At 51.8% G+C, this 23796-nt stretch carries 22 protein-coding genes; 14 read left to right on the plus strand and 8 right to left on the minus strand.

Annotation, left to right across the window (positions count from 1 at the left end):
- Positions 1 to 17: 17 nt before the first annotated feature.
- Both gsiA and iaaA read right to left on the minus strand, forming a co-directional pair.
- The gene (gene gsiA, locus AB4H76_RS15270) at positions 18 to 1889 is read right to left on the minus strand and encodes a glutathione ABC transporter ATP-binding protein GsiA (RefSeq protein WP_001301279.1); all 1872 of its coding nucleotides are present in this window, start codon (positions 1887 to 1889) and stop codon (positions 18 to 20) included.
- Positions 1876 to 2841 carry a beta-aspartyl-peptidase gene (iaaA, locus tag AB4H76_RS15275; protein ID WP_000513775.1) on the minus strand — a complete coding sequence of 322 codons (966 nt, stop codon included), beginning with the start codon at positions 2839 to 2841 and terminating at the stop codon, positions 1876 to 1878. The genes gsiA and iaaA overlap by 14 nt, the downstream gene beginning before the upstream one ends.
- A gap of 203 nt (positions 2842 to 3044) precedes the next feature.
- Here iaaA and moeA point away from each other — a divergent pair, with 203 nt between their 5' ends.
- On the plus strand, positions 3045 to 4280 hold the full coding sequence (gene moeA / locus AB4H76_RS15280; protein ID WP_000397340.1) for a molybdopterin molybdotransferase MoeA: 1236 nt from the start codon (positions 3045 to 3047) through the stop codon (positions 4278 to 4280).
- Positions 4280 to 5029 (plus strand): molybdopterin-synthase adenylyltransferase MoeB, encoded by a 750-nt coding sequence (moeB, locus tag AB4H76_RS15285; protein WP_000829217.1) that lies wholly within the window; start codon positions 4280 to 4282, stop codon positions 5027 to 5029. Before moeA ends, moeB begins: the two co-directional genes overlap by 1 nt.
- Before the next feature lie 75 nt (positions 5030 to 5104).
- Here the strand turns inward: moeB and fsa are convergent, their stop codons facing one another.
- The gene (gene fsa / locus AB4H76_RS15290) at positions 5105 to 5767 is read right to left on the minus strand and encodes a fructose-6-phosphate aldolase (protein ID WP_077492833.1); all 663 of its coding nucleotides are present in this window, start codon (positions 5765 to 5767) and stop codon (positions 5105 to 5107) included.
- Positions 5768 to 5897: 130 nt separating this feature from the next.
- On the opposite strand from fsa, the gene AB4H76_RS15295 reads away from it, so the two are divergent.
- From AB4H76_RS15295 to AB4H76_RS15310, 4 genes are all read left to right on the plus strand, one after another.
- Positions 5898 to 6797 carry a glycyl-radical enzyme activating protein gene (locus AB4H76_RS15295; protein ID WP_001295295.1) on the plus strand — a complete coding sequence of 300 codons (900 nt, stop codon included), beginning with the start codon at positions 5898 to 5900 and terminating at the stop codon, positions 6795 to 6797.
- A 5-nt stretch (positions 6798 to 6802) separates the two neighbouring features.
- Positions 6803 to 9235: a glycyl radical protein gene (locus AB4H76_RS15300; RefSeq protein ID WP_077492832.1), complete on the plus strand. Its 2433-nt coding sequence runs from the start codon at positions 6803 to 6805 to the stop codon at positions 9233 to 9235.
- A 145-nt stretch (positions 9236 to 9380) separates the two neighbouring features.
- Positions 9381 to 10196, plus strand: a complete 816-nt coding sequence (gene ybiV / locus AB4H76_RS15305) for a sugar-phosphatase YbiV (protein WP_000114272.1) — start codon at positions 9381 to 9383, stop codon at positions 10194 to 10196.
- Between the two features lie 151 nt (positions 10197 to 10347).
- A complete protein-coding gene (locus AB4H76_RS15310; RefSeq protein WP_000168797.1) occupies positions 10348 to 11613 on the plus strand; it encodes a DUF1479 domain-containing protein in 1266 nt (421 codons plus the stop codon).
- Positions 11614 to 11853: 240 nt separating this feature from the next.
- Here AB4H76_RS15310 and AB4H76_RS15315 read toward each other — a convergent pair whose 3' ends face one another.
- Positions 11854 to 13446: an ABC-F family ATPase gene (locus tag AB4H76_RS15315; RefSeq protein WP_000961458.1), complete on the minus strand. Its 1593-nt coding sequence runs from the start codon at positions 13444 to 13446 to the stop codon at positions 11854 to 11856.
- Positions 13447 to 13664: 218 nt separating this feature from the next.
- Here AB4H76_RS15315 and ldtB point away from each other — a divergent pair, with 218 nt between their 5' ends.
- A complete protein-coding gene (gene ldtB / locus AB4H76_RS15320; RefSeq protein ID WP_001056384.1) occupies positions 13665 to 14585 on the plus strand; it encodes a L,D-transpeptidase in 921 nt (306 codons plus the stop codon).
- Positions 14586 to 14643: 58 nt separating this feature from the next.
- Here ldtB and AB4H76_RS15325 read toward each other — a convergent pair whose 3' ends face one another.
- Together AB4H76_RS15325 and mntR are read right to left on the minus strand one after the other, a co-directional pair.
- Positions 14644 to 15762, minus strand: coding sequence for an anion transporter (locus AB4H76_RS15325; protein WP_420062605.1), 1119 nt, complete (start codon positions 15760 to 15762; stop codon positions 14644 to 14646).
- A complete protein-coding gene (mntR, locus tag AB4H76_RS15330) occupies positions 15759 to 16226 on the minus strand; it encodes a manganese-binding transcriptional regulator MntR (RefSeq protein ID WP_000091016.1) in 468 nt (155 codons plus the stop codon). Before mntR ends, AB4H76_RS15325 begins: the two co-directional genes overlap by 4 nt.
- A gap of 185 nt (positions 16227 to 16411) precedes the next feature.
- Here mntR and mntS point away from each other — a divergent pair, with 185 nt between their 5' ends.
- Together mntS and opgE are read left to right on the plus strand one after the other, a co-directional pair.
- Positions 16412 to 16540, plus strand: coding sequence for a manganase accumulation protein MntS (gene mntS, locus AB4H76_RS15335; protein WP_001001761.1), 129 nt, complete (start codon positions 16412 to 16414; stop codon positions 16538 to 16540).
- Positions 16541 to 16811: 271 nt separating this feature from the next.
- The gene (gene opgE, locus AB4H76_RS15340) at positions 16812 to 18395 is read left to right on the plus strand and encodes a phosphoethanolamine transferase (RefSeq protein WP_077492831.1); all 1584 of its coding nucleotides are present in this window, start codon (positions 16812 to 16814) and stop codon (positions 18393 to 18395) included.
- 48 nt (positions 18396 to 18443) lie between these two features.
- Here opgE and ompX read toward each other — a convergent pair whose 3' ends face one another.
- Together ompX and AB4H76_RS15350 are read right to left on the minus strand one after the other, a co-directional pair.
- Positions 18444 to 18959, minus strand: coding sequence for an outer membrane protein OmpX (ompX, locus tag AB4H76_RS15345; RefSeq protein ID WP_001295296.1), 516 nt, complete (start codon positions 18957 to 18959; stop codon positions 18444 to 18446).
- Positions 18960 to 19011: 52 nt separating this feature from the next.
- Complete coding sequence (locus AB4H76_RS15350) at positions 19012 to 19077, minus strand: protein YliM (RefSeq protein WP_120795379.1); 66 nt, start codon at positions 19075 to 19077, stop codon at positions 19012 to 19014.
- 234 nt (positions 19078 to 19311) lie between these two features.
- Between AB4H76_RS15350 and rhtA the strand changes: the two genes are divergently transcribed.
- The 5 genes from rhtA to glnQ all read left to right on the plus strand — a co-directional run bounded on the left by rhtA (position 19312) and on the right by glnQ (position 23668).
- Positions 19312 to 20199, plus strand: coding sequence for a threonine/homoserine exporter RhtA (gene rhtA / locus AB4H76_RS15355; protein ID WP_001295297.1), 888 nt, complete (start codon positions 19312 to 19314; stop codon positions 20197 to 20199).
- Between the two features lie 298 nt (positions 20200 to 20497).
- Positions 20498 to 21001, plus strand: a complete 504-nt coding sequence (gene dps, locus AB4H76_RS15360) for a DNA starvation/stationary phase protection protein Dps (RefSeq protein ID WP_000100800.1) — start codon at positions 20498 to 20500, stop codon at positions 20999 to 21001.
- A 403-nt stretch (positions 21002 to 21404) separates the two neighbouring features.
- Positions 21405 to 22151 (plus strand): glutamine ABC transporter substrate-binding protein GlnH, encoded by a 747-nt coding sequence (gene glnH / locus AB4H76_RS15365; RefSeq protein ID WP_000843866.1) that lies wholly within the window; start codon positions 21405 to 21407, stop codon positions 22149 to 22151.
- A 138-nt stretch (positions 22152 to 22289) separates the two neighbouring features.
- Positions 22290 to 22949: a glutamine ABC transporter permease GlnP gene (gene glnP / locus AB4H76_RS15370; protein WP_001159065.1), complete on the plus strand. Its 660-nt coding sequence runs from the start codon at positions 22290 to 22292 to the stop codon at positions 22947 to 22949.
- Entirely contained in the window at positions 22946 to 23668 is a 723-nt protein-coding gene (gene glnQ / locus AB4H76_RS15375) for a glutamine ABC transporter ATP-binding protein GlnQ (RefSeq protein WP_000569083.1), read from the plus strand. The genes glnP and glnQ overlap by 4 nt, the downstream gene beginning before the upstream one ends.
- Positions 23669 to 23796: the final 128 nt, after the last annotated feature.

A 23796-nucleotide genomic window follows, 5' to 3' on the forward strand; every position in this document is an offset into this window, starting at 1 on the left:
TATTCTCCGCCTGAATGTTATCTACGCATGAATGCGTATTCTGATTGTGGTTGTGCGACGTAATGCCCCGGCCCGACGCATTGCAACGAGACGGCTGCCACCTCTTCGCCACGCAGATGAATATTGCTGGGAAGATCGTCCGACAGCAGTACACGCTGCGGTCGTTGTCGGGACGGTTCAGCGACCGGAACTGCCGCCAGTAATTTACGCGTATAAGGATGCTGCGGGTTTTCGAAGACCGCGCGCCGTGGACCAATTTCAACAATTTGCCCGAGATACATCACCGCCACACGATGACTAATCCGCTCTACCACGGCCATATCGTGGGAGATAAACAGATACGCAATGCCGAAATCACGCTGGAGATCGAGCAACAAGTTGATAATCTGCCCGCGAATAGAAACATCCAGCGCCGAAACGGCTTCGTCGGCAATGATCACTTTTGGATTCAATGCCAACGCGCGAGCAATGCAGATGCGCTGGCGCTGACCGCCGGAAAACTCATGCGGGTAACGCCAGGCATGTTCAGGTAACAGGCCCACGCGCTCCAGCAACCACGCAACGCGTGCAGCCGCGTCTTTACCTGGCAATAAACCGTGTACACGCAGCGGTTCGATAATCGAATCACCGATGGTCTGACGTGGGTCCAGCGAAGCGTAAGGGTCCTGAAAAATAAACTGAATATCCCGGCGCAATGCCTGAAGTTTGCCGGGTGACAAGGTATCGATTCTCTGACCGTTAAAGATAATTTCGCCGCCCTGCGATTCGACCAGGCGCAGCAACGCCCGCCCGGTAGTGGATTTACCGCTGCCAGACTCGCCCACCAGCGATAGCGTTTCGCCAGGCCAGAGATCAAAACTGACTTTCTCAACGGCATGCACTTCCCGCGTTACGCGATTCAACAAACCGCTGCGCAAAGGGAAACGGGTGACAAGATTACGCACTCGTAAAACAGGTTCGCCATCCACCACCGTTTTCTGCTCGATGGGGGGGGCCTGTTTCGCTGGATGTTCAAGCGATATCAACGGGAAACGTCGGGGATAATCTAACCCTTTCATCGCACCAAGTTGCGGAACAGCAGCTAACAGCGCACGGGTGTAAGGATGTTGCGGTGCATGAAAAATCTGTTCGACGGTACCCGTTTCCACCGCCTCGCCCTGATACATCACCAGTACCCGATCGGCAATCTCTGCCACCACGCCCATATCGTGAGTGATAAAGATAACGCCCATCGACATCTCTTTTTGCAATACTTTGATTAATTGCAGGATCTGCGCCTGAATAGTGACATCCAGCGCGGTGGTTGGCTCATCGGCAATCAGCACCGCCGGGCGGCATGACAGCGCCATCGCAATCATCACTCGCTGGCGCATCCCGCCAGAGAGTTGATGCGGATAACGTGAAAGAATGGTTTGTGCCTCAGGAATGCGTACCTGATCCAGCATCCGCTTCGCCTCGACCATCGCTTCTTCACGACTGGCGTTCTGATGCAGACGAATTGATTCGGCAATCTGTTCACCCACAGTAAATACCGGGTTCAGCGATGTCATCGGCTCCTGAAATATCATCGCCATATCCGCACCGCGAACATGGCGCATTTGTGCAGCGTTCTGCTCGCTAAGTTCAATCACTTCGCGACTGCGCCGCTGCAACAGCATTTTATCGCACTGTACTAAACCGCCCGCCTGTTCCAACAGGCGCATCAATGCCAACGCAGTCACTGACTTACCGGAGCCGGATTCGCCAACAATTGCCAGCGTCTCACCGCGTTGCAGACTAAAAGAGAGATTGCGGACCGCAGCTATTTTCTGCTGGTCCTGCATAAAGGCAATATTCAGATTTTCAACCGCCAGCACATTACCGGCATCAAGTTCATCACTGTGTGGCAACGGTGTCCCCTTTTTCACGGTAGATACCGGTGGTTGGCGTATCGCCTGCGTAGCCCCAGGCGCGATACATTCCTTCGGTGTTAAACGGTAGCGCGACATTCCCTTCATGGTCGATAGCGATTAAGCCACCGCTACCGCCAAGCGCAGGGAGTTTTTCCATTACTACCCGCTCGCAGGCTTCCGCGAGACTTAATCCGCCGTAATCCATTAACGCGGCGATGTCATATGCCGCCAGCGCGCGGATGAAGACTTCGCCCGTGCCGGTACAAGAAACCGCCACACTGGCGTTATTGGCGTAGCATCCGGCACCCACTAAGGGACTATCGCCAACTCGTCCGGGTAATTTATTGGTCATTCCGCCTGTGGACGTGGCTGCCGCCAAATTGCCGTCTAAATCCAACGCCACGGCCCCCACGGTGCCCATTTTCTGTTTTTCATCCAGTGGCGCACCGCTATGGTCGAGGACGGTTGCCCCTTCCTTGCGCGCTGCCAGTAGTTGTTCATAACGCAAAGGCGTGGAGAAAATCTCCGGCGAGACGCGCTCCATGCCACGAGCAAACGCAAAATTTTCTGCCCCTTCGCCAATCATCATCACATGCGGGCTTTGCTCCATCACCAGCCGGGCGGCAAGAACCGGATTACGCAGATGACTAACGCCCGCCACCGCACCGGCTTTCAGGGTGTTACCATCCATCACACAGGCGTCCAGTTCATGGGTTTCATCACGCGTAAAGACAGCGCCAATTCCGGCGTTAAACAGTGGACACTCTTCCAGCAGACGCACCGCTTCCGTCACCACATCCAGCGCACTTTCGCCCGCTTCCAGCATTTTCTGCCCGGTTTCAACAATGGCAGACAACGCCTCGATGTAGCGTAATTCCTGTTGCAGACTCATCTGCGCGCGGCTAATTGCACCTGCGCCACCATGAATTGCAATGACTGCTTTGCCCATAGTATTCGTCCATTAAGGGTGGTTCGCCACTTTTGCTATAAATATCAGAATTTTTATGAATTACTCATTCAATTTTTGAATATAGAAAGATGGATATGGCATGTAAAGGCAGGACCCAGCGCTACGCCCGAGGTGGCATACAGTCTGTGGCGTTTTTCTGACATAATAGGCAAATTCGATTTTGCCTCCGCAGGAGTGTTTTCATGGAATTTACCACCGGATTGATGTCGCTCGACACCGCGCTTAATGAGATGCTTTCTCGCGTCACCCCACTGACCGCCCAGGAAACGCTGCCACTGGTACAGTGTTTTGGTCGTATTCTGGCGAGCGATGTCGTTTCGCCGCTTGATGTTCCGGGGTTTGATAACTCCGCAATGGACGGCTACGCGGTGCGTTTAGCCGATATTGCCTCCGGGCAACCGCTGCCCGTTGCCGGTAAATCCTTTGCCGGTCAGCCATACCATGGTGAATGGCCTGCGGGTACCTGCATTCGTATTATGACCGGTGCGCCGGTGCCGGAAGGCTGCGAAGCGGTGGTGATGCAGGAGCAGACTGAACAAATGGACAATGGCGTGCGTTTTACTGCTGAAGTGCGTAGCGGGCAAAATATTCGCCGTCGCGGTGAAGATATCTCTGCAGGTGCGGTTGTTTTCCCGGCGGGAACTCGCCTGACTACCGCAGAGCTGCCAGTAATTGCTTCACTGGGGATTGCCGAAGTTCCGGTGATTCGTAAAGTGCGTGTAGCGCTTTTTTCTACCGGTGATGAACTCCAGTTGCCCGGTCAGCCGCTGGGCGACGGCCAAATCTACGATACCAACCGTCTCGCCGTACACCTGATGTTAGAACAGTTGGGATGCGAGGTAATTAACTTAGGGATTATCCGCGACGATCCCCATGCCCTGCGCGCCGCATTTATTGAAGCCGACAGCCAGGCGGATGTGGTGATCAGTTCCGGCGGTGTTTCAGTGGGTGAGGCGGATTACACCAAAACGATTCTTGAAGAGCTGGGGGAGATCGCCTTCTGGAAGCTGGCGATTAAACCAGGTAAACCGTTCGCGTTCGGTAAACTCAGCAATAGCTGGTTCTGCGGCCTGCCGGGCAACCCGGTTTCAGCGACGCTGACCTTCTATCAACTGGTACAGCCTTTGCTGGCAAAACTAAGCGGTAACACCGCCAGCGGCCTGCCCGCGCGCCAGCGCGTACGCACAGCGTCCCGCCTGAAAAAAACGCCAGGACGTCTTGATTTCCAGCGCGGCGTGCTGCAACGCAACGCCGATGGCGAACTGGAAGTGACGACCACCGGACATCAGGGTTCACATATATTTAGCTCCTTTAGCCTCGGCAACTGCTTTATCGTGCTGGAACGCGATCGCGGCAATGTGGAAGTGGGCGAATGGGTGGAAGTAGAACCGTTTAACGCGTTGTTCGGAGGCCTGTAATGGCGGAACTCAGCGATCAGGAGATGCTGCGCTACAACCGGCAAATCATTCTGCGCGGCTTTGATTTTGACGGCCAGGAGGCGCTGAAAGATTCTCGCGTGCTGATAGTGGGCCTGGGCGGCCTCGGCTGTGCAGCCTCGCAGTATCTGGCAAGCGCCGGTGTCGGTAACCTGACGCTGCTCGACTTCGACACGGTTTCGCTCTCGAATCTGCAACGCCAGACACTGCACAGTGATGCCACGGTCGGGCAACCGAAGGTGGAATCCGCCCGTGACGCCCTGACGCGGATCAACCCACATATCGCGATTACGCCAGTCAATGCACTGCTGGATGACGCAGAACTTGCAGCATTGATTGCTGAACACGATCTGGTGCTCGACTGTACGGATAACGTTGCGGTACGTAATCAACTGAACGCAGGCTGTTTTGCCGCGAAGGTACCGCTGGTTTCCGGCGCGGCAATTCGTATGGAAGGTCAAATCACCGTCTTTACTTATCAGGACGGTGAACCGTGCTATCGCTGCCTTAGCCGTTTGTTTGGTGAAAATGCATTAACCTGCGTGGAAGCAGGCGTAATGGCACCGTTGATCGGCGTAATTGGTTCGTTGCAGGCAATGGAAGCGATCAAAATGCTGGCAGGTTATGGCAAACCGGCCAGCGGGAAAATCGTCATGTACGATGCGATGACCTGTCAGTTTCGCGAAATGAAACTGATGCGTAATCCGGGGTGTGAGGTGTGTGGGCAGTAATTGCCACCTCCAGGCCTGATAAGACGCGGCACTCCGCCACGTCATCAGCAATTTATGAGGATGCAGAACGTCCGGTTAAATCGACGTTCTGCCAAACGCTCCCTGCCAGTCCTGCTCAAACTTCGCCATAGCGGCATCAACCGCCGGATAGCTAATCATCTGTTGTGCCACATCCAGTGGCAGAGTAATTGATTCACATCCTGCCAGTAAGCAGTCCAGCGCCTGACGCGGGGTTTTGAAACTCGCTGCCAGCACTTTCGCCTGCGGCGCATGCATTTTCAATAACTGGTGTAAGTCGGTCACAGTCTGAATGCCGCTACCGCCCTGAGCATCAATACGATTAACGTAAGGCGCAACATATTCCGCACCTGCCAGCGCCGACAGCAGCCCTTGTGCTGCGCCATATACCGCGGTTCCCAGCGTCGGAATCCCTTCCGCTTTTAACATCTTAATAGCTGCCAGCCCCTCGGCGGTCACCGGAACTTTCACCACGATATCCGCAATAATAGAACGCAGCTTAAGCGCGTCATTAACCATCCCTTCGGCAGTGGTAGCCATTACCTGGGCAAACAGACGCCCCTGACCGCCCATCGCTTCATGAAGTTGCGGAAGCACAACATCCAGCGGTTTTTTACCCGCGGCGATAATGCTTGGGTTAGTGGTCACACCCGCCAGCGGAAAAATACGTGACAGCGCCTTCACCGCAACAACGTCTGAAGTATCCAGATACAGTTCCATAACCATCCTCAAAATGTACTTTTTGTCTGAATGTAGACTATCACGGGAAAACTCTCTGAACAGTTGACGCACATCAATCTAACTTTCATTCGAAAGTATTTTAATGCTTGAACGAAATAGAGAGGCAACTATGATTTTCAATATTCAGCGCTACTCGACCCATGATGGCCCCGGTATCCGCACGGTCGTATTTCTTAAAGGCTGTTCGCTGGGCTGCCGCTGGTGTCAGAACCCGGAAAGCCGCGCCCGCACGCAGGATCTGCTGTATGACGCACGACTGTGTCTGGAAGGCTGCGAGCTGTGCGCTAAGGCCGCGCCGGAAGTGATTGAGCGCGCGCTGAATGGTTTGCTTATTCATCGGGAAAAGTTAACCCCGGAGCATCTGACGGCGTTAACCGACTGCTGTCCGACACAGGCATTAACCGTGTGTGGTGAAGTGAAAAGCGTTGAGGAGATCATGACGACCGTTCTGCGCGATAAACCGTTTTACGATCGCAGCGGCGGCGGTTTAACGCTTTCGGGTGGTGAGCCCTTTATGCAGCCGGAAATGGCGATGGCGCTACTGCAAGCCAGCCACGAGGCAGGCATTCATACTGCGGTAGAAACCTGTCTGCATGTGCCGTGGAAATATATCGCCCCTTCTCTGCCCTATATCGATCTGTTTCTTGCCGATTTAAAACACGTTGCCGACGCGCCGTTTAAACAGTGGACCGACGGTAACGCCGCCAGAGTGCTGGATAACCTGAAAAAACTCGCCGCAGCGGGCAAAAAAATCATTATCCGCGTGCCGCTGATTCAGGGCTTTAATGCCGACGAAACCTCTGTAAAAGCCATTACCGATTTTGCCGCCGACGAGCTGCACGTTGGCGAAATTCATTTTCTGCCCTACCACACGCTGGGCATCAACAAATATCACTTACTTAATCTGCCCTATGACGCCCCGGAAAAACCGCTTGATGCGCCAGAACTGCTCGACTTTGCCCAGCAGTATGCCTGCCAGAAAGGGTTAACCGCGACCTTACGAGGATAACAACCATGACCACACTGAAACTGGACACGCTCAGCGACCGCATTAAAGCGCACAAAAATGCGCTGGTGCATATTGTGAAACCGCCAGTCTGTACCGAGCGCGCGCAGCACTATACCGAGATGTATCAACAACATCTCGATAAGCCGATCCCGGTACGTCGCGCGCTGGCACTGGCGCATCACCTGGCGAATCGCACCATCTGGATCAAACACGATGAGTTGATCATTGGCAACCAGGCAAGCGAAGTTCGCGCCGCGCCGATCTTCCCGGAATATACTGTCTCGTGGATCGAAAAAGAGATTGATGATCTGGCAGATCGTCCCGGTGCTGGCTTTGCGGTGAGCGAAGAGAACAAACGCGTTCTGCATGAAGTGTGCCCGTGGTGGCGCGGTCAGACCGTACAGGATCGCTGCTACGGCATGTTTACCGATGAGCAAAAAGGTCTGCTGGCGACCGGAATCATTAAAGCGGAAGGCAATATGACCTCCGGCGATGCGCACCTGGCGGTGAATTTCCCGCTGCTGCTGGAAAAAGGGCTTGATGGTCTGCGCGAGAAAGTAGCGGAACGTCGCTCGCGCATCAACCTGACGGTGCTGGAAGATTTACACGGTGAGCAATTCCTGAAAGCGATTGATATCGTGCTGGTGGCAGTCAGTGAACACATTGAACGTTTCGCTGCCCTGGCGCGTGAAATGGCCGCGACCGAAACCCGCGAAAGCCGTCGCGATGAACTGCTGGCGATGGCAGAAAACTGCGATCTTATCGCCCACCAGCCGCCGCAGACTTTCTGGCAGGCGCTGCAACTGTGTTACTTCATCCAGTTGATTTTGCAGATCGAATCTAACGGTCACTCAGTATCGTTTGGTCGTATGGACCAGTATCTCTACCCGTACTATCGCCGCGACGTTGAACTCAACCAGACGCTGGATCGCGAACACGCCATCGAGATGCTGCATAGCTGCTGGCTGAAACTGCTGGAAGTGAACAAGATCCGCTCCGGCTCACACTCAAAAGCCTCTGCGGGAAGTCCGCTGTATCAGAACGTCACTATTGGCGGGCAAAATCTGGTTGATGGTCAACCAATGGACGCGGTGAATCCACTCTCTTACGCGATCCTCGAATCCTGCGGTCGCCTGCGTTCCACTCAGCCTAACCTCAGCGTGCGTTACCATGCAGGAATGAGCAACGATTTCCTCGACGCCTGCGTACAGGTGATCCGTTGCGGCTTCGGGATGCCGGCGTTCAACAACGACGAAATCGTGATCCCGGAATTTATTAAACTCGGTATTGAACCGCATGACGCTTATGACTACGCAGCGATTGGTTGTATAGAAACCGCCGTCGGTGGCAAATGGGGCTATCGCTGTACCGGCATGAGCTTTATCAACTTCGCCCGCGTGATGCTGGCGGCGCTGGAAGGCGGGCATGATGCCACCAGCGGCAAAGTGTTCCTGCCACAAGAAAAAGCGTTGTCGGCAGGTAACTTCAACAACTTCGATGAAGTGATGGACGCGTGGGATACGCAAATCCGTTACTACACCCGCAAATCAATCGAAATCGAATATGTCGTCGACACCATGCTGGAAGAGAACGTGCACGATATTCTCTGCTCGGCGCTGGTGGATGACTGTATTGAGCGAGCGAAAAGTATCAAGCAAGGCGGCGCGAAATATGACTGGGTTTCTGGCCTGCAGGTCGGCATTGCCAACCTCGGCAACAGCCTGGCGGCAGTGAAGAAACTGGTGTTTGAACAAGGTGCGATTGGTCAGCAACAGCTTGCTGCCGCACTGGCAGATGACTTCGACGGCCTGACTCACGAGCAGCTGCGTCAGCGGCTGATTAACGGTGCGCCGAAGTACGGCAACGACGATGATACTGTCGATACGCTGCTGGCTCGCGCTTATCAGACCTATATCGACGAACTGAAACAGTACCATAATCCGCGCTACGGTCGTGGTCCGGTTGGCGGCAACTATTACGCGGGTACGTCATCAATCTCCGCTAACGTACCGTTTGGCGCGCAGACTATGGCAACACCGGACGGGCGTAAAGCCCACACCCCGCTGGCAGAAGGCGCAAGCCCGGCCTCCGGTACTGACCATCTTGGCCCTACTGCGGTCATTGGCTCAGTGGGTAAACTGCCTACGGCAGCGATTCTCGGCGGCGTGTTGCTCAACCAGAAACTGAATCCGGCAACGCTGGAGAACGAATCTGACAAGCAGAAACTGATGATCCTGCTGCGTACCTTCTTTGAAGTGCATAAAGGCTGGCATATTCAGTACAACATCGTTTCCCGCGAAACGCTGCTGGATGCGAAAAAACATCCCGATCAGTATCGCGATCTGGTAGTGCGTGTCGCGGGCTATTCCGCGTTCTTCACCGCGCTCTCTCCAGACGCTCAGGACGATATCATCGCCCGTACTGAACATATGCTGTAATCTCCTCGGCCCGGCGGCGTCGTCGCCGGGCTAAATCATTCACATCATCAATTTCATCCTTACTTTCATTCGAAATATAATTTGTGCTCTGCGTCACATTGTTATTACACTGTTACGGTTTCATTTTCGAGCCAGGAGCACACCTATGAGCGTAAAAGTTATCGTCACAGACATGGACGGTACTTTTCTTAACGACGCCAAAACGTACAACCAACCACGTTTTATGGCGCAATATCAGGAACTGAAAAAGCGCGGCATTAAGTTCGTTGTTGCCAGCGGTAATCAGTATTACCAGCTTATTTCATTCTTTCCTGAGCTAAAGGATGAGATCTCTTTTGTCGCGGAAAACGGCGCACTGGTTTACGAACATGGCAAGCAGTTGTTCCACGGCGAACTGACCCGACATGAATCGCGGATTGTTATTGGCGAGTTGCTAAAAGATAAGCAACTCAATTTTGTCGCCTGCGGTCTGCAAAGTGCATATGTCAGCGAAAATGCCCCCGAAGCATTTGTCGCACTGATGGCAAAACACTACCATCGCCTGAAACCTGTAAAAGATTATCAGGAGATTGACGACGTACTGTTCAAGTTTTCGCTCAACCTGCCGGATGAACAAATCCCGTTAGTGATCGACAAACTGCACGTAGCGCTCGATGGCATTATGAAACCCGTTACCAGTGGTTTTGGCTTTATCGACCTGATTATTCCCGGTCTACATAAAGCAAACGGTATTTCGCGGTTACTGAAACGCTGGGATCTGTCACCGCAAAATGTGGTAGCGATTGGCGACAGCGGTAACGATGCGGAGATGCTGAAAATGGCGCGTTATTCCTTTGCGATGGGCAATGCTGCGGAAAACATTAAACAAATCGCCCGTTACGCTACCGATGATAATAATCATGAAGGCGCGCTGAATGTGATTCAGGCGGTGCTGGATAACACATCCCCTTTTAACAGCTGACCTCTCTACCGGAGCCGTGCGCTCCGGTTTTCCCTTCTTTTTACATCCTGTACATCACATCAAATCATTAAACTTGCATTAACTTATTTATAACTTATATTGTCATATGCAAATCAGAATGGTTTCGAATGAAAGTTAATGAGAGGTGGTTATGGCTTCTACTTTTACCAGCGACACATTGCCTGCCGATCACAAAGCAGCTATCCGTCAGATGAAGCACGCGCTGCGGGCGCAGCTTGGCGACGTCCAGCAGATCTTTAATCAGCTAAGCGATGACATTGCCACGCGAGTGGCTGAAATCAACGCACTCAAAGCACAGGGCGATGCCGTCTGGCCGGTGCTGTCTTATGCCGATATCAAAGCAGGTCATGTTACTGCAGAGCAGCGCGAACAGATTAAACGTCGCGGTTGTGCGGTGATAAAAGGCCATTTCCCCCGCGAACAAGCGCTAGGCTGGGATCAGTCGATGCTGGACTATCTGGACCGCAACCGCTTTGACGAGGTCTACAAAGGCCCCGGCGATAATTTCTTCGGGACGCTCAGCGCTTCACGTCCCGAGATTTACCCCATCTACTGGTCGCAGGCGCAAATGCAGGCCCGCCAGAGTGAAGAAATGGCGAATGCGCAGTCGTTTCTCAATCGTCTGTGGACATTTGAAAGTGATGGAAAGCAATGGTTTAACCCGGATGTGAGCGTCATCTACCCTGACCGTATCCGCCGCCGTCCGCCCGGAACGACCTCCAAAGGTCTTGGAGCGCATACCGACTCCGGGGCACTGGAACGCTGGCTGCTTCCAGCGTATCAGCGCGTTTTCGCCAACGTCTTTAATGGCAATCTGGCGCAATATGATCCCTGGCATGCGGCACATCGTACGGAAGTTGAAGAGTACACGGTGGACAACACCACCAAATGTTCCGTGTTTCGGACATTCCAGGGCTGGACAGCGCTCTCTGATATGCTGCCTGGTCAGGGGCTGCTGCACGTCGTGCCCATTCCTGAAGCTATGGCGTACGTACTGTTACGTCCGCTGCTTGATGATGTGCCGGAGGATGAACTGTGCGGCGTAGCGCCCGGAAGAGTATTGCCGGTATCAGAGCAATGGCATCCACTGTTGATTGAGGCGTTAACCAGCATTCCAAAACTCGAAGCCGGAGACTCCGTCTGGTGGCACTGCGACGTCATCCATTCCGTTGCCCCCGTTGAAAATCAACAAGGTTGGGGCAACGTGATGTACATTCCTGCGGCACCGATGTGCGAGAAAAATCTTGCCTACGCGCACAAGGTGAAGGCCGCACTGGAAAAAGGCGCATCGCCGGGCGACTTCCCGCGCGAGGACTATGAAACAAACTGGGAAGGACGCTTTACGCTTGCCGACCTCAACATTCACGGTAAGCGAGCGTTGGGCATGGATGTTTGAGAATTAATGGAAGTGAATTGATGTGGGATTAAGAAAATCGATTCGACGTTACTCAGATTGCTGACAAATGCGCTTTGTTAATGCCTGATGCGGCGTTAACGCCTTATCCGGCCTACAAAGTCCTGCAGATTCAATATATTGCAGGTACTGCGTAGGCCTGATAAGCGTAGCGCATCAGGCTATTTTGCATTTGTCATCAGCCGCCGTCACCCCGACAGTATCGGGGTGACGGATAATCACTTACTCGATCCCTTTACTACGCAGGTAATCTTCGTAATTACCGCTAAAGTCGATCACGCGTTCCGGGGTGATTTCCAGAATGCGGGTCGCCAGGGAGCTTACGAACTCACGGTCGTGTGAAACAAAGATCAGCGTGCCCTGATACAGTTCCAGTGCCATGTTCAGCGACTCAATGGATTCCATATCCAGGTGGTTGGTCGGTTCGTCCATGATCAGAATGTTCGGCTTCTGCATCATTAACTTACCAAACAGCATCCGCCCTTTTTCCCCACCGGAAAGCACTTTAGCTGGCTTTTTGATGTCGTCCTGGCTGAACAGCAAACGACCGAGAATACTGCGTACCGCCTGCTCGTCATCGCCTTCCTGCTTCCACTGGCTCATCCATTCGAACACGGTCAGATCATTTTCAAACTCATATTCGTGGTCCTGAGCATAGTAACCAATGCGCGCGTTCTCAGACCATTTTACGGTGCCGCTGTCCGGTTGCAGATCGCCCACCAGCGTTTTCAGCAGCGTTGATTTACCGACGCCGTTGGTACCCAGTACCGCCAGTTTTTCACCCACTTCCAGCAGCAGGTTGAGATTTTTAAACAGCGGACCGTTATCAAACCCTTTGGTCAGACCTTCCACTTCCAGCGCGTTACGGAACAGTTTCTTATCCTGTTCAAAACGGATGAACGGGTTCTGACGGCTGGAGGCTTTCACCTCTTCCAGTTTGATTTTATCAATCTGGCGCGCGCGCGAAGTTGCCTGGCGAGATTTCGAGGCGTTGGCGCTAAAGCGGCTAACGAAAGATTGCAACTCAGCAATCTGCGCTTTCTTCTTGGCGTTATCGGCCAGCAGACGTTCACGCGCCTGGGTCGCCGCCGTCATGTACTCATCGTAGTTACCCGGATAAACGCGCAGCTCGCCGTAATCCAGATCCGCCATGTGGGTACAGACCATGTTAAGGAAGTGACGGTCGTGCGAGATGATGATCATGGTGCTGTCACGCTCGTTCAGCACCTGTTCCAGCCAGCGAATGGTGTCGATGTCGAGGTTGTTGGTCGGTTCGTCGAGCAGGAGAATATCCGGATCAGCAAACAGCGCCTGCGCCAGAAGCACACGCAGCTTCCAGCCAGGAGCAACTTCACTCATCGGGCCGTAGTGCTGTTCCACTGGAATTCCCACGCCAAGCAACAGTTCACCGGCGCGAGCTTCCGCAGAGTAACCGTCCATTTCGCCGTATTTAACTTCCAGATCGGCCACTTTATAGCCGTCTTCCTCACTCATTTCCGGCAAAGCATAGATGCGGTCACGCTCCTGCTTCACTTCCCACAACTCTTTATGCCCCATGATCACCGTATCCAGCACAGTGAACTCTTCAAAGGCAAACTGATCCTGACGCAGCTTACCAATGCGCTCGTTGGGATCGAGGGAAACGTTACCCAAAGTCGGCTCTAAGTCGCCGCCGAGGATCTTCATAAAGGTGGATTTACCACTACCGTTCGCGCCAATCAGGCCGTAACGGTTGCCGCCGCCAAATTTGACGGAAATGTTTTCAAACAACGGCTTACTGCCGAACTGCATGGTGACGTTACTGGAAACTAACACAGGCGTATCCTGAAAAGAGATATGACAAACCGCGCATTATGCCATAAGTCTGAAAGAAGATCCTGCTCCTCGCTTAAGGTCTACACTCAAGCCAAAGGCAAAAAATGTGATTTCGTACACATCTGATTTCACTGTGAGCTGGAATGAACTTATAATGCGCTTCCAATACTCTAATATTCTCAACCCAATGGCCTGCCAGGCACAAAATCTCGCTTAACATGAATATGAAATTGAAAACATTATTCGCAGCGGCCTTCGCTGTTGTCGGCTTTTGCAGTACCGCCTCTGCGGTAACTTATCCTCTGCCAACCGACGGGAGTCGCCTGGTTGGTCAGAATCAGGTGATCACCATTCCTGAAGGTAACACTCAGCCGCTGGAGTATTTTGCCGCGGAGTACCAGATGGGGCTTTCCAATATGATGGAAGCGAACCCGGGTGTGGATACCTTCCTGCCGAAAGGCGGTACTGTACTGAACATTCCGCAGCAGCTGATCCTGCCGGATACCGTTCATGAAGGCATCGTCATTAACAGTGCAGAGATGCGTCTGTATTACTATCCGAAAGGGACCAACACCGTTATCGTGCTGCCGATCGGCATTGGTCAGTTAGGCAAAGATACGCCTATCAACTGGACCACCAAAGTTGAGCGTAAGAAAGCAGGCCCGACCTGGACGCCGACCGCCAAAATGCACGCAGAGTACCGCGCTGCGGGCGAACCGCTTCCGGCTGTCGTTCCGGCAGGTCCGGATAACCCGATGGGGCTGTATGCACTCTACATCGGTCGCCTGTACGCTATCCATGGCACCAACGCCAACTTCGGTATCGGCCTGCGTGTAAGTCATGGTTGTGTGCGTCTGCGTAACGAAGACATCAAATTCCTGTTCGAGAAAGTACCGGTCGGTACCCGCGTACAGTTTATTGATGAGCCGGTAAAAGCGACCACCGAGCCAGACGGCAGCCGTTATATTGAAGTCCATAACCCGCTGTCTACCACCGAAGCCCAGTTTGAAGGTCAGGAAATTGTGCCAATTACCCTGACGAAGAGCGTGCAAACAGTGACCGGTCAGCCAGATGTTGACCAGGTTGTTCTTGATGAAGCGATTAAAAACCGCTCCGGGATGCCGGTTCGTCTGAATTAATCTTCAAAACTTAAAGCAAAAGGCGGACTCATAATCCGCCTTTTTTATTTGCCAGACCCTAGTTGGCCGGGAGTATAACTAACAAAACATATCCCACCAACGCCGCCCACAACAGCATCGGTATTGAATAGAGATGGAAACGCCACCAGATGCGGCGATCGTTCGCCATACGTAGCGCAATCAAATTTGCCAGCGATCCGGGTAATAACCCAAAGCCACCTACGTTTACCGCCCATACCAGTAATAAAGACGGCGGCACATAGTTCAGCAACAATATGGTACTCGGCACGTTACTGATCATCTGCGATAAACCGATTGCCGTTAACCATAACCCGGGTTCAGATAGATGACTCACGTTACCCAACACGCCTTGCAACGCTGGAAGCTGGGTCAGTAAATGGACGTCGATAAACATCGCCATAAACACCAGCAGCAGCGTCCAGTCCACACTGAGCACCACGCGACGTGCCAGCAGCGCAAAGCCTGCCGCCACAATCACCAGTCCCCACAGCTCTTGTTTGAACTCCAGCGCCGTCAGAAAGACGATATACAGCCCCAGACAACTCCACACCAGCCGCGGTTTCCACTCCGGTGTTTGCACCCCCGTATGGTATTGCAGCGCCTTTCCAGGGAAACAACACCAGCACAGGAGCAGGAGCGTCAGCATCATTGCGCCAGCCAGCGGTGCCATTTGGGCAATAAATCCGGCAAACGAAAGACCAGAACGTCCCCAGATAAGAATATTTTGCGGGTTGCCAATTGGCGTCAGTAGCGAACCAGCGTTGACTGCCAGCGCCTCAAAAATAATCAGCCGATTAACCGGGATCTCACACAGTCTTTTTAGCGTGATAGTCAGCGGAACAACAATAAACAGCGCGACATCGTTGGTCAGAAAGGTAGAAAGCAGCGCCGCCGCCAGCACCATAAACATCGCCAGCCGACGCTCCGTAGCAAAGCGGCGCACCATTTTGCGCCCCAGCACATCAAAATAACCGCTTAACTCCACACCTTTGGTCAGCAGCATCAGGCCGCTTAAGGTGATGATGGTGTGCCAGTCGATAGCAGCAGGCCAGGATTTCGGTGCAAAGGGCACGAAAAAGCTTAATCCGATACCAACAAGAATTAATAACTGAAAAAAACGATCGCCTTGCAGCGTGCGTAAAAAAGGCAGACTCATTTGGCACCGTGTTTCTGGGTAAACAAACGAAAAGCGTCGAGCGTCTCTTCACTAACATGGTGCTCCATGCCTTCCGCGTCGCGACGGGCGATTTCCGGACTGACGCCCAACACCAACAAGAAATTTTCGACTATCTGATGTCGCTCGCGGCTTTCCTGCGCCAGCTTCTCTCCTTCTGCCGTTAAAAACACGCCACGCCAGGGGATCATTTCAATCAGCCCCATGGTTGCCAGCCGCTTAAGCATTTTAGCCACCGTCGGTTGCGAAACTCCCAGACGAGCAGCCATGTCCACCTGACGAGCTTCCCCCACTTCCCTGATCAAGTCAGAAATCAGCTCAACGTAATCATCAATAAGCTCGCGCCGATGCGCCTCTCTGACCTGGCGGAACCCTTCAACGTGCTCTTCCACGTTCACTAACTGCGTCACTTTTTTTGCTGTTGGCGTACCTGCGCGACGACTCATTGTGCTTCCTCATTATGGTGACGCATACATAGCGTTCTCATTTCGTGCGCACATTGTAAACCAGAGTTGCGAAGGTACAAAAAATTAACGTTTTAGCAATAGCTATATAATATAGCCTGTGCTATATCTGTATGTAATGCAATCATCCCTCAAGGATCGACGGGATTAGCAAGTCAGGAGGTCTTATGAATGAGTTCAAGAGGTGTATGCGCGTGTTTAGTCATTCTCCCTTTAAAGTACGGTTAATGCTGCTCTCTATGTTGTGCGATATGGTCAACAACAAACCGCAGCAAGATAAACCTTCCGATAAATAGCGGCGTCGCGGTACGCCGCTTCACTCCTGCTTTCATGCAGGCATAACGCGTTTTGGTCTGAAAAACCCCACTTTTTGTCGGATTTGCAATCCCCTTCGCAAAAGATTTGTTCGTCAGTAGTTGACCTGAACGGCGGCTCGCTCTATCTTCTTGCAGCCCTGCGTATATTGCGGCTCGCGGATGCGGACCCCTTTCCACTCTTCACGCACTCTTGCAGGTATTGACCCTTGACGCCAGGGTAAGCACATGGCGTTTGTTACGATAGTGGCATATGAATTTAACCCTCAAAGAATCGCTTGTTACCCGTAGCCGGGTATTTAGCCCGTGGACTGCGTTCTACTTTTTACAGTCGCTATTAATTAACCTCGGCTTAGGTTACCCCTTCAGTTTGCTCTACACCGCTGCGTTTACGGCTATTTTGCTTTTGCTATGGCGAACATTGCCTCGCGTACAAAAAGTTCTGGTCGGTGTCAGTTCGCTGGTGGCGGCTTGTTATTTCCCTTTTGCTCAGGCCTACGGCGCGCCTAATTTCAATACATTGCTGGCATTGCACTCCACCAATATGGAAGAGTCGACCGAAATCCTGACGATTTTTCCGTGGTACAGCTACCTGGTCGGCTTATTTATTTTTGCGCTCGGCGTAATAGCAATCAGGCGAAAAAAAGAGAATGAAAAAGCGCGCTGGAATACCTTCGACAGCCTGTGTCTGGTATTCAGTGTGGCGACATTTTTTGTTGCTCCCGTGCAAAACCTGGCCTGGGGTGGCGTATTTAAACTGAAAGATACTGGCTATCCGGTATTTCGTTTTGCTAAGGATGTCATCGTCAATAATAACGAGGTGATTGAAGAGCAAGAACGGATGGCAAAACTTTCCGGAATGAAAGATACCTGGACGGTCACTGCCGTTAAGCCGAAGTATCAGACCTATGTGGTGGTGATCGGTGAAAGCGCGCGTCGCGATGCCCTCGGTGCCTTTGGCGGTCACTGGGACAATACCCCGTTTGCCAGCAGCGTTAACGGTTTGATATTTGCTGACTACATTGCCGCCAGTGGCTCCACGCAGAAATCGCTTGGCTTAACGCTCAATCGCGTTGTCGATGGCAAACCACAGTTTCAGGATAACTTTGTCACCCTGGCAAATCGCGCGGGCTTCCAGACCTGGTGGTTTTCCAACCAGGGTCAAATCGGCGAATACGATACCGCTATCGCCAGCATCGCCAAACGAGCAGATGAAGTGTACTTCCTGAAAGAAGGTAATTTTGAAGCAGATAAAAACACCAAAGACGAAGCGTTACTGGATATGACCGCTCAAGTGCTGGCGCAAGAGCACTCGCAACCGCAGCTGATTGTTCTACATCTGATGGGCTCACATCCGCAGGCCTGCGACAGGACACAAGGAAAATACGAAACCTTTGTGCAATCGAAAGAAACGTCGTGCTATCTCTATACCATGACGCAAACGGACGATTTACTGCGCAAGCTGTACGATCAGTTACGCAACAGCGGCAGCAGCTTCTCGCTGGTTTACTTTTCTGACCACGGTCTGGCCTTTAAAGAGCGCGGTAAAGACGTGCAATACCTTGCCCATGATGATAAATATCAGCAAAATTTCCAGGTGCCTTTTATGGTCATTTCCAGCAACGATAAAGCGCATCGTGTGATTAAAGCCCGCCGCTCAGCCAATGACTTCTTAGGCTTTTTCTCCCAGTGGACGGGGATTAAAGCGAAGGAAATTAACATCAAATACCCGTTTATATCTGAGAAGAAAGCCGGGCCGATATACATCACCAACTTCCAGTTACAGAAGGTGGATTACAACCATCTCGGAACCGATATTTTCGACCCGAAACCTTAAAAACAAAAATCCGCCCCGAGAGGCGGATTTTTTATATCACCAAAGTGATTAGAAGCGGTAACCAACACCGGCAATCCAGGTGCCTACGTCAACGCTACGAATACGGCTCTGCTCGTAAGAGAAGTCCAGAGCAACGTTTTCCATCGGGTTGAACTGCAGACCCGCACCGTAGGAGAAACCGTAGTCGCTGGTGTCGTGTTTGTAGGTCGGGTATTCAGTGGTCTGGAATTTACCATAACCCACACCCACTACACCGTAGATGCTTGCCCAGTCGTTAATGCGGTAAGCCGGACCAGCAGTGATGCCGTAGTACTGGTTTTTGTTGTAGTCACCAGAGCTTGCAGTACGGCTTTTCTCGGTGTAAGTGAAAGAACCGATCACACCCAGCGGGCTGTTGTCTTCTTCATAGCGGTATTTCAGGTTGAAACCGCCCATTTTGTTCATTTGGCCCTGAGCGTCGCTCTGTGCGTAACCGCCAGTTACAGTAGAAGTCGCAGCTACGGAAGTACCTGCGGTGAAAGCCAGAACTGCGGCCAGTGCTGAAAGACATGCAATTTTTTTCATAACCACCTCAAATGTGATTCAAATAAGTCCTAAGTTTTAAATATATCAAAAATTAATGGGAAACTCTTCGCGATTTGTGATGTCTAACGGGCCATTTCATGTAACAGAACGTTTCCATACACCGCTATCCATCTAAATTTAAATCACTTTTTCAGAGAACTGCGTAAGTATTACGCATGTTTTCCCTGTCATTCATCCAGATTATTCCTAATCACCAGACTAATGATTCCATCAATCCTGGCGCATTTTAGTCAAAACGGGGGAAAATTTTTTCAACAAATGCTCAACCAGCATTGGGTATATCCAGTACACTCCACGCTTTACTTAAGTCTAGATATTTGTGGGAGAAAGGATGCCTGGTTCATTACGTAAAATGCCGGTCTGGTTACCAATAGTCATATTGCTCGTTGCCATGGCGTCTATTCAGGGTGGAGCCTCGTTAGCTAAGTCACTTTTTCCTCTGGTGGGCGCACCGGGTGTCACTGCGCTGCGTCTGGCATTAGGAACGCTGATCCTCATCGCGTTCTTTAAGCCATGGCGACTGCGCTTTGCCAAAGAGCAACGGTTACCGCTGTTGTTTTACGGCGTTTCGCTGGGTGGGATGAATTATCTTTTTTATCTTTCTATTCAGACAGTACCGCTGGGTATTGCGGTGGCGCTGGAGTTCACCGGACCACTGGCGGTGGCGCTGTTCTCTTCTCGTCGCCCGGTAGATTTCGTCTGGGTTGTGCTGGCGGTTCTTGGTCTGTGGTTCCTGCTACCGCTGGGGCAAGACGTTTCCCATGTCGATTTAACCGGCTGTGCGCTGGCACTGGGGGCCGGGGCTTGTTGGGCTATTTACATTTTAAGTGGGCAACGCGCAGGAGCGGAACATGGCCCTGCGACGGTGGCAATTGGTTCGTTGATTGCAGCGTTAATTTTCGTGCCAATTGGAGCGCTTCAGGCTGGTGAAGCACTCTGGCACTGGTCGGTTATTCCATTGGGTCTGGCTGTCGCTATTCTCTCGACCGCTCTGCCTTATTCGCTGGAAATGATTGCCCTCACCCGTTTACCAACACGGACATTTGGTACGCTGATGAGCATGGAACCGGCGCTGGCTGCCGTTTCCGGGATGATTTTCCTCGGAGAAACACTGACACCCATACAGCTACTGGCGCTCGGCGCTATCATCGCCGCTTCAATGGGGTCTACGCTGACAGTACGCAAAGAGAGCAAAATAAAAGAATTAGACATTAATTAAATTTACATTTCTGCATGGTTATGCATAACCATGCAGAATTTCTCGCTACTTTTCCTCTACACCGTCTTTATATATCGAATTATGCAAAAGCATATTTATTCCGAAAATTCCTGGCGAGCAGATAAATAAGAATTGTTCTTATCAATATATCTAACTCATTGAATCTTTATTAGTTTTGTTTTTCACGCTTGTTACCACTATTAGTGTGATAGGAACAGCCAGAATAGCGGAACACATAGCCGGTGCTATACTTAGTCTCGTTAATTACTGGGACATAACATCAAGAGGATATGAAATTATGAGTACCGCTAAATTAGTTAAATCAAAAGCGACCAATCTGCTTTATACCCGCAACGATGTCTCCGACAGCGAGAAAAAAGCAACAGTAGAGTTGCTGAATCGCCAGGTTATCCAGTTTATTGATCTTTCTTTGATTACCAAACAAGCGCACTGGAACATGCGCGGCGCTAACTTCATTGCCGTACATGAAATGCTGGATGGCTTCCGCACCGCACTGATCGATCATCTGGATACCATGGCAGAACGTGCAGTGCAGCTGGGCGGTGTAGCTCTGGGGACCACTCAAGTTATCAACAGCAAAACCCCGCTGAAAAGTTACCCGCTGGACATCCACAACGTTCAGGATCACCTGAAAGAACTGGCTGACCGTTACGCAATCGTCGCTAATGACGTACGCAAAGCGATTGGCGAAGCGAAAGATGACGACACCGCAGATATCCTGACCGCCGCGTCTCGCGACCTGGATAAATTCCTGTGGTTTATCGAGTCTAACATCGAATAAATCCATCGCTGATGGTGCAGAACTTTAGTACCCGATAAAAGCGGCTTCCTGACAGGAGGCCGTTTTGTTTTGCAGCCCACCTCAACGCACTTATTTAGTGCATCCATCTGCTATCTCCAGCTGATTAAGTAAATTTTTTGTATCCACATCATCACACAATCGTTACATAAAGATTGTTTTTTCATCAGGTTTTACGCTAAATAATCACTGTGTTGAGTGCACAATTTTAGCGCACCAGATTGGTGCCCCAGAATGGTGCATCTTCAGGGTATTGCCCTATAAATCGTGCATCACGTTTTTGCCGCATCTCGAAAAATCAAGGAGTTGCAAAACTGGCACGATTTTTTCATATATGTGAATGTCACGCAGGGGATCGTCCCGTGGATAGAAAAAAGGAAATGCTATGAAGTCTGTATTAAAAGTTTCACTGGCTGCACTGACCCTGGCTTTTGCGGTTTCTTCTCATGCCGCGGATAAAAAATTAGTTGTCGCGACGGATACCGCCTTCGTTCCGTTTGAATTTAAACAGGGCGATAAATATGTGGGCTTTGACGTTGATCTGTGGGCTGCCATCGCTAAAGAGCTGAAGCTGGATTACGAACTGAAGCCGATGGATTTCAGTGGGATCATTCCGGCACTGCAAACCAAAAACGTCGATCTGGCGCTGGCGGGCATTACCATCACCGACGAGCGTAAAAAAGCGATCGATTTCTCTGACGGCTACTACAAAAGCGGCCTGTTAGTGATGGTGAAAGCTAACAATAACGATGTGAAAAGCGTGAAAGATCTCGACGGGAAAGTGGTTGCTGTGAAGAGCGGTACTGGCTCCGTTGATTACGCGAAAGCAAACATCAAAACTAAAGATCTGCGTCAGTTCCCGAACATCGATAACGCCTATATGGAACTGGGCACCAACCGCGCAGACGCCGTTCTGCACGATACGCCAAACATTCTGTACTTCATCAAAACCGCCGGTAACGGTCAGTTCAAAGCGGTAGGTGACTCTCTGGAAGCGCAGCAATACGGTATTGCGTTCCCGAAAGGTAGCGACGAGCTGCGTGACAAAGTCAACGGCGCGTTGAAAACCCTGCGCGAGAACGGAACTTACAACGAAATCTACAAAAAATGGTTCGGTACTGAACCGAAATAATAACGCTACACCTGTAAAACGCACTGGCAGTTCCCTCTCCCCTCTGGGGAGAGGATTAGGGTGAGGGGCGCAAACCCGCTCCGGGGCCATTAATTACCCTGAATTTGATTATTTACACCACGGTAACAGGAACAACATATGCAGTTTGACTGGAGTGCCATCTGGCCTGCCATTCCGCTTCTGATTGAAGGTGCCAAAATGACCCTGTGGATTTCGGTCCTCGGTCTGGCAGGCGGTCTGGTAATCGGATTGCTGGCAGGTTTTGCACGCACCTTCGGAGGTTGGATAGCCAACCACGTCGCGCTGGTCTTTATTGAAGTGATCCGCGGCACACCTATCGTCGTCCAGGTGATGTTTATTTATTTCGCCCTGCCGATGGCGTTTAACGACTTACGCATCGACCCATTTACTGCGGCGGTGGTCACCATCATGATCAACTCCGGCGCGTATATTGCGGAAATCACGCGTGGTGCGGTGCTGTCTATCCACAAAGGTTTTCGTGAAGCAGGACTGGCGCTCGGTCTTTCACGTTGGGAAACCATTCGCTACGTCATTTTACCGCTGGCACTGCGTCGTATGCTGCCGCCGCTGGGTAACCAGTGGATCATCAGCATTAAAGACACCTCGCTGTTTATTGTGATCGGCGTGGCGGAACTGACCCGTCAGGGGCAAGAAATTATTGCCGGTAACTTCCGCGCCCTTGAGATCTGGAGCGCCGTGGCGGTGTTCTATCTGATTATTACCCTGGTGCTGAGCTTTATTCTGCGTCGTCTGGAAAGAAGGATGAAAATCCTGTGATTGAATTTAAAAACGTCTCCAAGCACTTTGGCCCAACCCAGGTGCTGCACAATATCGATTTGAACATTGCCCAGGGCGAAGTCGTGGTGATTATCGGGCCGTCCGGTTCCGGTAAATCGACCCTGCTGCGCTGCATCAACAAACTGGAAGAAATCACCTCCGGCGATCTGATTGTCGATGGCCTGAAGGTTAACGATCCGAAAGTTGACGAGCGCCTGATTCGCCAGGAAGCAGGTATGGTGTTCCAGCAGTTTTACCTCTTCCCGCATCTGACGGCGCTGGAAAACGTCATGTTTGGTCCGCTACGCGTGCGTGGCGCGAACAAAGAAGAGGCGGAAAAACTGGCGCGTGAGCTGCTGGCGAAAGTCGGTCTGGCAGAACGTGCACATCACTACCCTTCCGAACTTTCTGGTGGTCAACAGCAGCGTGTGGCGATTGCCCGCGCGCTGGCGGTGAAGCCGAAAATGATGCTGTTTGATGAACCGACTTCCGCTCTTGACCCGGAACTGCGCCATGAAGTGCTGAAGGTTATGCAGGATCTGGCTGAAGAAGGGATGACGATGGTGATCGTGACCCACGAAATCGGTTTTGCCGAGAAAGTAGCTTCGCGGCTGATCTTTATCGACAAAGGCCGGATTGCGGAAGATGGCAATCCGCAGGTGTTGATCAAGAACCCGCCGAGCCAGCGCTTGCAGGAATTTTTGCAGCACGTCTCTTAATAAGACACATTGCCTGATGCGCTACGCTTATCAGGCCTACAGGATATCTGGCAACTTATTAAAATTGCATGAACTTGTAGGACGGATAAGGCGTTCACGCCGCATCCGGCAAAAAAGCCCGCACGTTG

The organism is Escherichia sp. UTM R2, assembly GCF_048593455.1.
GTDB lineage: Bacteria > Pseudomonadota > Gammaproteobacteria > Enterobacterales > Enterobacteriaceae > Escherichia > Escherichia coli.